This window comes from Verrucomicrobium sp. BvORR106 (genome assembly GCF_000739655.1).
Classification (GTDB): domain Bacteria; phylum Verrucomicrobiota; class Verrucomicrobiia; order Verrucomicrobiales; family Verrucomicrobiaceae; genus Verrucomicrobium.
Genome location: NZ_BATR01000130.1, coordinates 81524 through 95508 on the forward strand (window position 1 = coordinate 81524; position 13985 = coordinate 95508).

Annotated in this window: 14 protein-coding genes; 13 read left to right on the top strand and 1 reads right to left on the bottom strand. The window is 60.6% G+C overall.

Annotated elements, in window-relative coordinates; genetic code table 11:
- The first annotated feature begins 18 nt into the window (after nt 1–18).
- From BV106_RS36175 to BV106_RS36180, 3 genes are all read left to right on the top strand, one after another.
- Nucleotides 19–576: a transposase gene (locus tag BV106_RS36175; RefSeq protein WP_051946275.1), complete on the top strand. Its 558-nt coding sequence runs from the start codon at nt 19–21 to the stop codon at nt 574–576.
- 183 nt (nt 577–759) lie between these two features.
- The gene (locus BV106_RS24465; RefSeq protein WP_051946276.1) at nt 760–1341 is read left to right on the top strand and encodes a sigma-70 family RNA polymerase sigma factor; all 582 of its coding nucleotides are present in this window, start codon (nt 760–762) and stop codon (nt 1339–1341) included.
- A gap of 142 nt (nt 1342–1483) precedes the next feature.
- On the top strand, nt 1484–2467 hold the full coding sequence (locus BV106_RS36180; protein ID WP_051946277.1) for a polysaccharide deacetylase family protein: 984 nt from the start codon (nt 1484–1486) through the stop codon (nt 2465–2467).
- A gap of 113 nt (nt 2468–2580) precedes the next feature.
- Here the strand turns inward: BV106_RS36180 and BV106_RS38840 are convergent, their stop codons facing one another.
- Nucleotides 2581–2757 (bottom strand): hypothetical protein, encoded by a 177-nt coding sequence (locus BV106_RS38840; RefSeq protein ID WP_265596040.1) that lies wholly within the window; start codon nt 2755–2757, stop codon nt 2581–2583.
- Nucleotides 2758–2895: 138 nt separating this feature from the next.
- Here BV106_RS38840 and BV106_RS36185 point away from each other — a divergent pair, with 138 nt between their 5' ends.
- From BV106_RS36185 to BV106_RS24525, 10 genes are all read left to right on the top strand, one after another.
- A complete protein-coding gene (locus BV106_RS36185; RefSeq protein WP_051946278.1) occupies nt 2896–4281 on the top strand; it encodes an AI-2E family transporter in 1386 nt (461 codons plus the stop codon).
- Nucleotides 4282–4376: 95 nt separating this feature from the next.
- Complete coding sequence (locus tag BV106_RS24485) at nt 4377–5390, top strand: MoxR family ATPase (RefSeq protein ID WP_051946279.1); 1014 nt, start codon at nt 4377–4379, stop codon at nt 5388–5390.
- A gap of 20 nt (nt 5391–5410) precedes the next feature.
- Nucleotides 5411–6319, top strand: coding sequence for a DUF58 domain-containing protein (locus tag BV106_RS24490; RefSeq protein WP_051946280.1), 909 nt, complete (start codon nt 5411–5413; stop codon nt 6317–6319).
- A 9-nt stretch (nt 6320–6328) separates the two neighbouring features.
- The gene (locus BV106_RS24495; protein WP_038169107.1) at nt 6329–7057 is read left to right on the top strand and encodes a hypothetical protein; all 729 of its coding nucleotides are present in this window, start codon (nt 6329–6331) and stop codon (nt 7055–7057) included.
- Nucleotides 7058–7075: 18 nt separating this feature from the next.
- On the top strand, nt 7076–8095 hold the full coding sequence (locus BV106_RS24500; protein WP_051946281.1) for a VWA domain-containing protein: 1020 nt from the start codon (nt 7076–7078) through the stop codon (nt 8093–8095).
- 16 nt (nt 8096–8111) lie between these two features.
- On the top strand, nt 8112–10067 hold the full coding sequence (locus tag BV106_RS36190) for a VWA domain-containing protein (protein ID WP_051946282.1): 1956 nt from the start codon (nt 8112–8114) through the stop codon (nt 10065–10067).
- Between the two features lie 16 nt (nt 10068–10083).
- On the top strand, nt 10084–11826 hold the full coding sequence (locus BV106_RS24510) for a BatD family protein (protein ID WP_038169108.1): 1743 nt from the start codon (nt 10084–10086) through the stop codon (nt 11824–11826).
- Nucleotides 11827–11843: 17 nt separating this feature from the next.
- Nucleotides 11844–12632 carry a hypothetical protein gene (locus tag BV106_RS24515; RefSeq protein WP_038169109.1) on the top strand — a complete coding sequence of 263 codons (789 nt, stop codon included), beginning with the start codon at nt 11844–11846 and terminating at the stop codon, nt 12630–12632.
- Between the two features lie 142 nt (nt 12633–12774).
- Nucleotides 12775–13248: a thioesterase family protein gene (locus tag BV106_RS24520; protein ID WP_038169110.1), complete on the top strand. Its 474-nt coding sequence runs from the start codon at nt 12775–12777 to the stop codon at nt 13246–13248.
- A gap of 115 nt (nt 13249–13363) precedes the next feature.
- Nucleotides 13364–13915, top strand: a complete 552-nt coding sequence (locus BV106_RS24525; protein WP_038169157.1) for a hypothetical protein — start codon at nt 13364–13366, stop codon at nt 13913–13915.
- The last annotated feature ends 70 nt before the right edge of the window (nt 13916–13985 follow it).

Here is a 13985-nt window from a genome sequence, read left to right on the forward strand (position 1 = left end):
TGACTCCCCTCTTCGCCCATGTGCCCCGCAGCTCCGCCTGAATCCAACTCACCGGTCACACTCTCCGAGACCCATCCACTCAACGCTTCGGACCTTGCCTCCGATGTCCCGCCCTTGAGCGTTGAGGTGGTCACCGACGAGTATTGGAGCCAGGTGGAACCCATGCTGCCCACTGTGGCGCTGGACAATCTTCAGAAAATTGTCCACTCGGGCGCGGGTCGAGGTCGCAAGCCCGTGCACCCCCGGCATATCTTCCGAGCCATCATCCACGTCATCGTGAACCGGATCTCGTGGTACGAGCTGCCTGAAACCACTTTTGGACTCTCCTACGGCACAGCCGCCATCGCCTTCCGCCGCTGGAGCCGGGATGGCTTCTTTGCCCGCCTTCACAAAGCCGGCCTGGCTCCCCATGAACAATGGGAAGGAATTGCCTGGCAATGGAACAAGGCACAGGTACCTTGGGAACAAGTCACCCTGCCCGGCAGCACCCCCATCAAGCCGGTCAAGCCCCGGTCGAAAGGGACCTCCCGGGTGCCTTTCGCGATGCCCGTCCAAGACGCGGGCCGCGCGGCGTAGTATCGCCACCCACAGGTGGAAGCAGAAAAAAGGGGGCCTCAGGCCCCCTTTCTACTATTTTGCAATTGCATGATTTTATGTAATAGCTAGACTGTCGGTGGCTCGGTTGAAAAACCTTTTAGTTTCTCCGACAAGTTTGGGCCGACTCCTCGGGGGTAAACGCGCGATTCACTTCGCTCGATCATGACGCCCCAACCCTCCATTGTCGCAGACGAAGACCGGCAAATCCTCGCCGCAGTCGCTACCGGCAGTGAGGACGCCTTCGTTCAACTCTACGACCGGTTCTCCGCCCTCCTCTGGGCAGTGGCCATGCGCATCCTCCAGGATCCCGCAGAGACGGAGGATGTGGTCCAGGAGACCTTCCTGTACATCTGGAAGAAGGCATCGGCCTACAACCCAGAACTGGCCCAACCCAGTACTTGGATGTGTCTGATCCTTCGGAACCGTTGCTTGGACCGCCTCCGCTCCCGGCATCGTCGGGAAAAGCTGATGACCGCGGTGAATGACTCCAATCCAGCCGCCAAAGAACCTCCGTCGGATGTCGTCGGGGCCTCGGTGCAGCTGCGGGAACTGGGGCAAAAGGCCAGAGAAGCCATGGCGGGCATCCCCGAGCTCCAGCGCAAGGCCCTGGAGCTCGCTTACTTTTCAGGACACAGCCATTCCGAAATCGCTCTCGCGATGCGGCTGCCTTTGGGGACCGTGAAAACGATGATCCGGCAGGGCTTGATCTTCTTGCGCGGTCACATGGAAGAAAAGTGGAGCTAGTTGACCGCGACCACTGGGCGAATGCCCAGATTTGTTTGCGTTCACAATGCGTTTCCGCGCTGGCAATGGGCACGATTGTGGCTATCTTGCGCCCCCGTCTCACGGAGGTTCCGTCGAGCGGCGCAGTCCCCCCAAAGCCCACATGATACCCTCTCTCTGGCTCGGCATCGTTCTCTCAGTTGGACTGAACGGAAACCCTGCCGTACGCCGGTTCCCGGACTTGGCCGAAGCCGCGCCAGCCTCCTCCTCTGCCGCCAGACCTTCCGCCATACTCCCTGGCGTGGAAATCTTCCCGGGCCTGAGGGATACCGACCATTTTGAGATTGCCAAGGTGCCGCCGCCTTCCGTGAAGGCGAGCTACTCGTCGGTGCCCATGACCCAGCCGTACATCGCGATCACTTTCGATGACGGTCCCCACGCTACCAATACCCCCCGGTTGTTGGATATCCTCGCTGAGCGCAACATCAAGGCGACGTTCTTCGTGGTGGGGCGCAACGTGCGTGAGTACCCGGCGATCCTGCGTCGTATCATCGCGGAGGGGCATGAGGTGGGGAACCATTCTTGGAGCCACATGGCCCTTTCCACCCTCACCCCGGATAAAGTGCGCCAGGAGCTGGGCAAGACGCACGATGCCGTGCTCCAGGCCGCGGGTTATCAGATGCGACTCATGCGCCCGCCCTACGGAGCCACCAATCTGCGCGTGAAGCAGATCTGCTTTCAGGAGTTCCATTATCCCAGCATCATCTGGACCGTGGACCCACTGGACTGGAAGCAACCTGGCTCTTCGGTTGTGGCCCAGCATATCGTGGCCGGGACCCGCTCCGGAGCCATCATCCTCGCTCACGACATCCATGCCGCGACCATTGATGCGATGCCGGACACCCTCGACACTCTTCTGGCCAAGGGCTACCACTTTGTGACGGTCAGCCAGCTCCTCAATCTGGGTGAGAAGTATCCCGTGACCTCCACTGTACCAGTGGCGATCCCCGTGCCGGAACCGGAGCCAACCCTGCCCATTCCCGCTGCTGCCACAGGAACAGGTGCCACGCTGGATTCCCTGCCAGGTGCTGGCGACGTCCGGCCCGTGACCGGCTTCCCGGGTGACGCGCCGATCAGACGCAACTGAGCAACTGAGGGACGCTGCTGAAAGCAAAATCGGCGGACAAACGGTCCGCCGATTCAGCGAGTCTTTGCGGAAGTCCCCTAGGGAGCCTCGATTGGCATCAGGTGGTCCCGACCTCAGTGTTTCTTGTCCCGGCCTTTGTTGGCTGGAAGCTCGTGTCGGGCTTTGCCTTTCTCGAGCCCTTTGGCGATCTCGACCTGATGCTGACTCTGGTCCGACTGGTGAAGTTGATCCGCGTTGCGGAACTTCGCAGCCTGCTGTTCAAGTTCTGTCGTTGCGTAGCGTGACGGCATGGTTAATCACCTCCTTCCGTTTCAAGGTTAAACGAACCCCATCCCGCTGACGGACGCCTGAAAAGGAACATTCCCGGGTTGAATTGCGTACTCCAATCCACTTGTCACCTCGGCCGGAAAACGCTTTACTCCGTGCCCGTGACGAAAATTCCCAACGCGTTTCAGCGTGCCACCCTTTGGGCCGCCATCACGGCGCTCTCGATAGCGGTGATTGGCAGCCTCTCCGTCGGACTCATCTGGTTGTTTACCCGGGTGATTTCCTTCCTACAGCCCCTCCTCATCCCGTTCGCGGTAGCTGGCGTGCTGGCCTACCTGCTAGAGCCTCTGGTCTCCCGCCTCATCAAGTGGGGCCTGAGCAGGCAGCGTGCGGTCATGCTCGTCTTTGTCCTCGCCACGGCGTCGATCGTGGGCGTGTCCTTGGTCATCGTCCCGGCCTTTGCCCGCCAGAGCGTTGACTTCGCCAAAGAAGTGCCCGCGTATGCCGAGAAGGTACGCACCCAGGTATTGGGCTGGGCCACCTCGCTCAACACGCGACTGATGAATGATTACGGCGTGGACATCCTCCACTGGAGCGTACCTCAGACGCATCCGACGTCCAACGATGCCGGCGCAGGCCTGCCCTCCCCAGCGACAACGCCTACCCTGCCCACCACCAATCCGGTCCCGCTGACTGTGGACGTCTCGACCTTGACCGAAGAACAGGCCCAAAACCTCGTGACTGGAACGACGACTCTTCGTGATGCGGCCACCACCGAATCCTACTTCACACTTCAAGACCTCCTCAGCGGGGATTGGCTGAAAAGCACCCTGCCCAAAGTCGGACAGAATGCATGGAACTTCATCCGTGCCGGCGTGGGTGGTTTCCTGGGAGGATTCGGCTTCCTCCTCTCACTCGTCATTGTTCCCTTGTACCTTTACTATTTCCTCACGGAGAGCCCCAAGATCGCGGAAGGGTGGTCCCACTACATTCCGCTCAGGGCGTCCCAGTTCAAAGACGAAGTCGTCAGCACCCTCGCCGAGATCAACGGTTACCTGATCGCGTTCTTCCGGGGACAGTTGGTGGTCAGCCTCATCAATGGTGTCGCCACGGGACTTGGCTTGGTCATCGTGGGTCTGAAGTTTGGCTGGCTGATCGGGCTGTCCCTCTGCGTCCTGGGCATCATCCCTTACCTGGGCATCGTGGTGTGCTGGATTCCAGCCGTCATCATCGCCTCGGTCCAGGGCGGCAGCTACCTGGTTCCTGCCTCCAGCCCCTGGTGGGTATACCCTCTCGTCGTCACTGCAATCTTTGCCATCGTCCAGCAGATTGACGGCCTGTTCATCACCCCAAAAGTGGTGGGAGAATCTGTCGGTCTGCACCCCATGACGGTCATCGTGTCCGTGTTCGCCTGGTCCCTGGTGATGGGGGGGCTCCTCGGCGCGATTCTAGCTGTCCCAATGACTGCCGCCTTGAAAGTGCTGTTCCAGCGCTACGTCTGGCAGCGGGCGATGATTGCCGGGCGGGTGGAGCCAGAGGGGCTGTAAAGTGCACATGCGCTTCAATTTCAGCAAATTCCTGCTCAATCTAAACTAACACTGGCGTTGGAGACGTTGTCTCACTAGCGTTCCTAAATTGTCACATGGATTCAGCCTCACTTTCTCCCGCTCCGTCCGAAAGCTCCGTTACCGCCGATGACATCCGCGCTGCATCCTCATGGGTGGAGCCGTTGCGGGAGGAGATTGCCCGGGTTCTGGTAGGCCAGAATGACTTGGTGGACCGGCTCCTCATTGCGCTGCTGACCAACGGTCACGTGCTTCTCGAGGGTGTGCCCGGTCTGGCCAAGACGTTGACCGTCCGCACCCTGGCCTCCTGTTTGCACGCACGCTTTCAGCGCATTCAGTTCACACCAGACCTGCTTCCGGCCGATGTCGTGGGCACCATGATCTTCAATCCACGGGAAGGCACCTTCTCCCCGCGGCTGGGTCCGGTGTTTGCGAACCTCGTCCTTGCGGATGAAATCAACCGTGCACCTGCCAAGGTGCAAAGTGCCCTGTTGGAAGCCATGCAGGAGCGGCAGGTCACCATCGGCGACACCACCTACAGCCTTCCGAATCCGTTCGTGGTTCTGGCCACCCAGAACCCCATCGATCAGGAAGGGACCTACACCCTGCCGGAAGCACAGCTCGACCGCTTCCTGCTGAAGATCCGGGTGGACTATCCCACCATCGCTGAGGAGCGCCTGGTCTTGGATCGTATGGCGACCTCCAAGCCCAACCTGGAAGTCTCACCGGTCATTCAGATCCAGCAGATCGCCAACAGCCGGGCCCTGGTGAATGGCATCCACATGGATGACAAGGTCAAGGATTACATCGTCGGCCTCATTTATGCCACGCGTCATCCAGAAGGGGTCATCAGCCACCTGCGCAATTTGATCCGCTGCGGGGCATCCCCGCGTGGCACCATCAACCTCGCGCTTGCTGCCAAGGCCAATGCCTTCCTCGCGGGGCGCGACTATGTGACGCCACACGACGTCAAGGCCCTCGCTCCCGACATTTTGCGCCACCGCATCCTGCTCACTTATGAAGCGGAGGCCGAAGGGGTCACCACAGAAGACATCGTTGCCCAGCTGCTGAGCAAATTGCCGGTGCCCTGATTCCGGCCCAGTCCCCTGCCATGCTTCCCCCCTCTGACAACGAAGCCCGCATCAACCGCATCCTCAAGAGGGTGCGGAAGATCGAGCTTATCACGAGGGGTCTGGTAAAAGAAACCCTCGGCGGGGCCTATCACAGCCGGTTCAAAGGCCAGGGCATTGAGTTCGACGACTTCCGGGAATACCAGCCGGGAGACGATGTGCGTTTCCTCGACTGGAACGTCACTGCCCGCCTGAATGAACCCTACGTCCGCAAGTACGTGGAAGAACGGGAGATGACCGTCCTCCTCCTCGTGGATGTCAGCCGGAGTGGTGACTATGGCAGTGGAGAAGACAGCAAACGGGAGCGCGCTGCGGAAGTGGCGGCTGTCTTTGCCTTCAGCGCCTTGCAGAACCAGGACAAGGTGGGGCTGGCGATGTTCTCCAGCGAGGTTGAGTTTTACCTCCCAGCCCGCAAGGGCACCGGACAGGCACTGCGCATCGTCCGGGAGATCCTCAACTTCCAGCCCACCCGGCGCGGTACTGACCTTGAACCCGCGCTGAACCTTGCTGTCCAGCGCATCCCTCACCGGGCATTGGTGTTTGTGATCTCAGATTTTATCGCTCCCGGCGGTCCCGCCCCGTGGGAGAAGGCCCTCCGTGCCGCCTCCAGCAAACATGATGTGGTGGCCGTGGAAGTGGTGGACCCGCGCGAGATGGAACTGCCCAGTGTGGGCCGGGTCTGCCTGGAGGATCCAGAGACCATGCAGCAGGTCATTGTTAATACATCAAACCCGCGCGTCCGTCGTGAATTCGCCGCCCGTGCCCAGGCCATGCGGGAAAACCTGACGGGTATGTTCAACCGGAACAACATCGAGAACATCGTCATTCATACTGACTCGGACTACCTTCCGGCCCTCCGGAGTTATTTCCGTTCCCGGCGTCGCCGCTGATCCCGCCCCATGAGCCACCGTCTTTCCAGCATGGCGATCCTGGGCGGGCTGCTTTCCGCAGCCTGGGGGGGCTCGGTGTTTGCCCAGCAACGGGAGCCGGTGAATCTCACCCCGCTGCCCTTTCCTGAGATCGATACCCCGCAGCTCCCGGTGCCCGGCCTTTCATGGTGGGTCATCGCTGGAGGCATCGTTCTCCTTACCGCTCTGATGGCCCTCCTGGTGCTTCTGCTCCTCCGGACCCGGGGCAACCGTCCCCCGGTGCCCCCGCCCCACCCACTGAAGCATGCCTTGCAGCGGCTGGAGACGCTGCGAGCGTCCGTAGGCTCCATGGATCCCGCTGAAACCGGGCATGAAGTTTCCGTGATCCTGCGGGACTACCAGCAGGCGCGATACCGGGTACCCGCCCCCTACCTGACCACCGAGGAGCTCTACGGTGGCACCGCGCTGGAGTCACGGGAAGACGTTCGGAGTCGATTCAGCCCTCTGGCGAGAATCTATGACCGCCTGTCCTTCGGCCGGATCCCCGCCACCCCGGCCGACGCCGGCAGACTGATCCAGGATGCCATCGCCGCCCTGCAGGAGGAACGTATCTACCTTCCGACAGCGGGTGCAGCAGCGCTTCCAGCGTTGGACGAGGACATCTCCCTCGCGCCAGAGCCCACCGCGCTGCAGCCCCCTCCCTTGCCAGCAGCTTCCCCCTTGCCAAATCACGTCGAAAAGCCAGCCAGTTTGAGTTGATCTCTTCCTCCCAGCGTCATGCCCATTCCCTTCATGCCTGAACATCAGCTCGCCAATCCTTGGTGGCTGCTGTTGCTGCTGGCTCTGCCAGTTCTGGCCTGGCTGCGCGGGCGGGCCGGAGATGCACCCGCCATGTCGTTCCCCATGGCTGGGTTGCTCGTAGAATTGGGGTACCCTACTAGAAGCCGTTCCAAAGGGCTGGCCTTCAACCTTCTCCATCTGGCCCTGGTTCCCGCCATCTTCGCTCTCGCCAGGCCCCAGAAGGTCATTTCCTATGATGAACTGAAGTCCGAAGGCATCGGTATCGTGGTGGCCTTCGACGTGTCCCTCTCCATGAGAATCCGGGACTTCTACATCGGCAACCGCCAGGTGGACCGCATGACTGCGGCCAAACGTGTACTGGTGGATTTCATCAAAGGGCGTCCGAATGACCGCATCGGCATTGTGGCGTTCGGCGGCGCTCCTTACAACCCCTGCCCGCCCACGCTGGATCACGACTGGCTGCTCAACAACATGGACCGGATCCAGACCGGGATCATGGAGGATGGCACCGCCATCGGGTCAGGTATCGCCGCAGCGGCCCGCCGATTGGACCAACTGGAGGTCAAGAGCAAGGTCATCTTGCTGATGACCGACGGCGCCAACAACAGCGGCAAGCTGAGCCCCCAAGATGCGGCGCGGCTGGCCGCCACCCTCGGCATCCGCATCCACGCCATTTCCATTGGCACCCCGGGCATGCACCCCATCTACATGCCCAATGGGCCGCCCATCAACTCGGGCCGCCAGGAGTTCGACCCCGAAACACTCCAGGAAGTCGCCAACATTGGCAGCGGCAGCTTTTTCAGGGCGGAGGACCTCTCCACCCTGGAGCGCATCTTCAAGACGATTGACGAAATGGAACGTACCGAGATTGAGCGACGCAAAATTGTCGAAACCGAGGACGTCTATTTTTGGTTTCTTCTGGCAGCTGCCGTGCTGGGAGGAGTCTATCTTATCTGGAAGCAGTCGGCCGGTCACACTTCCCCGTCCATTGCCTGAGCCCCTCTAGCAAACCATGAACTTCGGAGCGCCCAGTTTCGCCTACCTGCTCTTCCTGCTGCCATTGCTGGCGCTGCTGAAGATCGTGGCAGACGCCAACGGGCTGAAGGCCATCCAGGCATTTGCCACCTCAGAACGGCTGCGAAACCAGCTGCTCGGGGGCGCGTCGCGTATGTGGTCCAGCCTGCACTTTGGCCTTCAGTTGCTGGGCCTTGGTTTCTTTGTCATCGCGCTCACTCGTCCGCAATACGGTCTGGAAACCCGCGTCGATGAACGGACGGGACGAAACATCTTTATCGCCATCGACACCTCGAAGTCCATGCTCGCGGACGATGTGTCCCCCAATCGCCTTGGTCGCGCCAAGCTGGCCGCCCAGGACTTGCTGGAGAAGCTGCCCAATGATCGCGTGGGCATCATTGCCTTTGCCGGTCGCGCCTACCTTCAAGCCCCGCTCACCAATGACCACGAGGCGGTGGTCGAGTGCATTCAGTCACTGGATCACACGACTATTCCCCGCGGCGGCAGCAGCATTGCCTCGGCCATCCAGCTGGCTGTCGAAACCGTCGACAAGGTGAAGGGCCGTGAGCATGGCATGGTGCTCTTCACCGATGGCCAGGAAACCGATGAAGCCACTCTGACTGCCGCACGGATGGCGGCGCAGAAAGGCCTGATCGTCGTGCCAGTGGGCTTGGGCACCGCCGAAGGGGCCTTGATTCCAGATCCGGATGAACAGAGCAACGGGGGGTACTTGCGCGATGAAGCTGGGAACGTCATCAATACCCGGCTCGAGGCCCCTTTGCTCCAGGAAGTGGCCAAGATCACCGGGGGGGAGTATGTGCCGCTGGGCACCCAGGCGCTGACCCAGAGTCTTGTCGCACGCCTGTTGGGCCAGCTGGAACGACAGAAGCTGGACTCACAGAAGGATACCCGCCCCATCGAGCGTTACCAGTGGCCTCTGGCAATGGGAATCGCCTGCATCTGCCTTTCCCTGATGATGCGCCCCTCCTCGCGGCGTCGTATCAAGGCCGCACCTTTGCCCGTGGATCCCCAGGCCACCCTGCACCATCCCGTCACTCCTTCCCTTCCAGCCATGGCCTCTACCGCTGCTCCCACCGCCTTGCTGGCGGGATGCCTCCTGCTTTTGGGCGGCTCCCTGCACGGTGCCACCCCCATGGATCTGGAGCGCGCCCGGCGTGCCTATGAGAGTGGTCGCTATGAGGCTGCGCGAAACTCCTACCAGCAGCTGCTGGCCGATGAGAAACCTCCTGTGTCCAAGGAAGACCTGTCCTATGGCCTGGGCGCTTCTGACTTCCAGCTTAAGGATTACGATCACTCGGTGAAGGCCTTTAGCGATGCGGCCAAGTCCCGGAACAAGGGGTTGCAGAAGCAGGCCCTGCGGGGACTGGCCACCGCTCTCTACAACCAGGGTGACCTGTCCCTCAGCAAACAGCCTGATTACACGGTTCGGGCATGGACGGATTCTCTGAATCACTTCGACACCGCGCTGGATCTCGACAAGGACAACGTCGAGCTCAAGACAAACCGCGACTTCGTGCAGGCTAGACTCGATGAACTGAAGAAGCAGATCGAGATGCAGAAGCAGCAGCCCAAACCCGACAAGGACAAACAGAACGGCAAGGGAAAGGGTGAAGGCGAGCCCAAGGAAGGTGAAGGCGAGGGTAAACCCGATGAGCCTCAGGACGGGAGCTCCGATCAGAAGAAGCAGACGGATGCCATGGAACAGAAGTCCGGAGACCTGCCGGAAGGCGAGCTTCGTGCCGGCGAATCAGGCAAGCCCGACGACAAAGGCCAAGGCGAGAAACAGGAGCCTGGCGATGAGAGCAAGGTGAATGACAAGACCGGTTTCAGCCCTCAAGAAGCTCGCAATCAGCTCCGGAATTACGCCAACGACCAACAGTCGGTCCAGTATCTGCAGCGTCGTGAACAGCCCCATGGCGGCAAGGACTACTAGCCGTCGCATCGTCTCCATGAATTTGAAGCCTACTCCTTACCGCCTGTCGGCCTTCTGCCTGTTGTTGGCGGGCCTCATGGCGTTTCTGGCCACGGGTGCCCTTGCCAAAGGGCCCAAGGTGAGCGCCACCGTCGAGCCTGACGCGATTCAGCCCGGCGGGTTTGCCCTTTTTGTGATCACCATTGAGGAGGGCAATGCTGACGAGGCCACGCCCTTGGTGCTCCCCGCGAACGTGGAGCTGGCTCATCCCCTGCCCTCCACCGGCAGGCCCCAGAGCGGCGGCCGCTTCCAGTACGCTTCCACTATCACCTGGCAGATCACCTCAGACGTCCCGGGCACCCATACGATTCCCGCTCAGGAGTTGCACATCAACGGTGTCCCCTACAAGACCAACGCCACCAAACTGGTCGTCCGTGATGACCCGGATGCCGGAAATCAGCTGGAGCCCCTGATGACTCTGGAGACGGCCAAACGCCAGATCTATGTGGGTGAAGTGGTGCCAGTGACGGTCAACCTCTATGCCCACCGGCAGACCTTTGTCCGACGCATCGGGTTGATCGAACTGCCGAAGGACAACTTCGCCATTCAGCGTTTCCCCACGCAGCCGAATGAGTCCGTCATCACCATCGGCAACGTCCCCTACCGGGCCTATGCCTACCAGAGCACGCTCTCCGCACTCAAGCCTGGAAAGTTCAAGCTCGGTCCGGCCACCGCTGAAGTGATTCTGGACATTCCCTCCAGTGCCCGCGAGCCGTTCCTCCATCCTCTGCTGAACCAGATGGAGCCCCGCAAACTGCGCCCTTCCTGCAATGAAATCGAGATCCAGGTGATTCCTCTTCCAGAAGAAGGACGGCCCAAGGATTTCAAAGGCGTGGTGGGCGATTTTGAGATCACCATGACGGCGGATCCCAAGAGCCTCAACGTGGGGGATCCCATCTCGGTGGATATCACCATCACTGGTACGGGGAACTTCGACGCCTTGATGATGCCTGCCATGGTGGAGCAAAACGACTGGAAGCTCTATCCCCCGAAACGCTACAACACCGAGTCTCCAAACGAGCCATCGGACGCCTCAGGCCAGCACATCGGTTTCAGCCAGGTGATCGTTCCCAAGGGACCTTTGAAGAACATTCCTCCCTTTGAGTTCAGTTTCTTCAGCCCCATCAAAAAGCAGTATGTGACCCTTCGTACCAAGCCGGTGGCCATTCAGGTCAAAGGCGTTGCTCCATCTGCGCCAGCACCGGCTGCTGCAGCCTCCACGTCCACAGCGGGAACACCGTCGGTTGGGAAGCTGCCCGATGAATTGGAGAAAGTGCCCACGGTGCAACCAATCGTGACCGACATTCTGACAGTGATGCCCTCGCAGGCCAGCCTCCTGGCCTCCCGTCCCGCCCTCTGGCGCAGCCAGCGTTTCCTGGTGGCCAATGCGGCTGCGTTTGGCCTGCTGGCCGTCCTCATCGTGGGCAAGCTTCTCACCCACTGGCTCCGTGAGCGCCGCAACCTGAACGACGCGGCGACTCGCAAACTCTGGCGCGACCTGAACGCCCGTGGTCTTTCCCGTGAGCAGTTCTACACTTTGGCTGCCCGCTATGCAGAATCCCGGCGACTCACGGGTGAGCAGGTTCAACCCATTCTGGAGCACCACGAGAAGTACTCGTTCTCACCAGGTGCCGCAGAAGCCGGCCGCGAGCCTGTGCCCTCCGTGGAGAAGTCCTCTGTACTGGCCACCCTCCGCTCCGCCCCTGTCCTTCAGGCCTGACGCTTTTCCTGTGTTCCATGTTCCGTCATTTCCTCTTCCTCATTGCCACTTTCGTCCTCGCCTCCTCGGCCCCCGCCCAGGAGGAGTCGGTCCAGTCCCGCTATGCCGATGCCAAGGGGGCCTTTGACAAGGGTGACTTCGAGGGCGCTCGGAAAATGGCTGAGAAGATGGTCGCGCAGGGGCAGCTCAGTCGAGAGGCTTTTCAGTTGCTGGGGAATGCCCACTACCGTCTCGGTCATCTCGGCGAGGCTTCCCTCTATTTCCGACGAGCCAATCTGTTTCCGCCAGTCGAGCCGGAGGTGAGGCAGAATCTCGCCCATATCCGCGACCGGACCGGGCATGTCTCCTATCCTCGTAACGCCTTTCGGGAGCAGTACGCTGGGTTTCTCGGAAGAACGCAGTGGTTCGTCACCGCTGTCAGCGCTGCGTGGGTGGCGATCGGTTCGTTTGTTCTGGCCATCTTCCTCCGCCGGGGCAGTCCCCTTCGGGTCGGGCTTGCTTTCATTCGGGTGCTGGCGTTGATCGCAGCCGTGCTTGCGGGTCTCGGCTGGTATTGGAGACCCAGCTTTGAACGGATCGAGAAGGTGGCGATCGTGACCGTCCCAGACACCAAGGCCTACACGGCCGCCACGGTCACCGCGGGCACCGTTTCCGCCCTGCCGCCAGGCAGTGAAATCCGCCGTCTGGAAGACCGCGGCATCTGGAGCTATGTGGAGATCCCCGGCGACGACCAAAACCGGCGGGGCTGGGTGCAAAATGCCGCGTTCGAGCCTCTCTGGCCTTATCAGCGAGGCTATTTGGAGTAGGCACTGGAAGGATTAAGCCTTAGCCACGCTACCGAAAGATCGTGTCGCTCTGAAGGGGCGGCCCAAATGGCGAGGCGAGTTCTCGTCTCTTGCGACTCTTTGCAGTTGCATCCGCCGTTCCCCCCGCCTTTGTTCCCGGCCAATGGCCTCCCGCTACGTACACCGCGACATTGTTCAGTTCTCTGATACGGACATGGCGGGAATCATGCACTTCGCCAACTTTTTCCGCTTCATGGAGAGGGCGGAGCATGCGTTCTTCCGCTCCCTCGGCTACAGCATCATGGAGCGTCGGGAGCGATTCCCGGAAGACCAGCGTGTCGGCTGGCCCCGGGTGCACGCCTCCTGCGACTATGTTTCCCCCCTCCGGTTCGAGGATGAGGTGGAAGTGGAAGTGCTGGTGGACGAGATCCGCACCCGCTCCCTGAAGTACATCTTCCGCGTTCGCAAGACGGATGGCACCTTGGCTGCTGAAGGAAAGATCGCCGTCGTCTGTGTGCGGAAAGATCCCGAGACCCGCCAGATGAAAGCGGTGGCCATTCCCGCTCATATTTTGGAAAAGATCGAAGTCGCTCCCGAAGAGGTGCGCAAAAGCATCCGTCCGCAAATTGCATCGTAATACGAAGTTCTTGTCCAGAACTCGCCTTGGCTGACGTCTTTCTACCCCGCCCCCAACTCTTCAGTCAACGCATCACCAAAACCATCAAGTGAACGAGAAAGGCAGCAATAAACGCATGAGCTGGCAGATATTCGCAGTGACGACAATGCTCTTCTGGGGCGTGTACGGAGTGTTACTTCACACCGGACGTCTGGGCATGATCGCGAGCGACGCAGGCAAGGCCGATGTGGCCAATGCCTCCATGAAGGCCTTCCTTCTGGTGGGCGCCGCATACTTTGTCGTGGCCGTCGTCGGGCCCCTCATTGTCCTCGCCAAGAACAACACCAACTGGAGCTTCACTGGCAAAGGGGTGACCTGGAGTTTCGTGGCCGGCACTGCCGGAGCCATCGGAGCTTTCACGCTCATTCTGGCGTTGGCCGCGGCCAACCGCGTGGGGTCCTCCCCGGCGGCGGTCATGTCCATCGTTTTTGGCGGTGCCCCGATCATCAACTCCATCGTGGCCCTCTCCATTCATCCGCCGGAAGGTGGATTCAAGGCCATCCCGGTCCCCTTCTTCGTAGGCATCCTGATGGCTGCCTGTGGTGGCTTCTTGGTGGCCAAGTTCAGCCCCTCCAATGCCGCAGCGAAGAAACCCGCCGCCGCCGTGGCTCCCGGAGCCTCGCACTAGACTTTCTCAGCGGCGGTTGAGGTTTGAAATTTGAAGTTTGGATACTGGAGTTCTCCCCATGTCGTCTCCA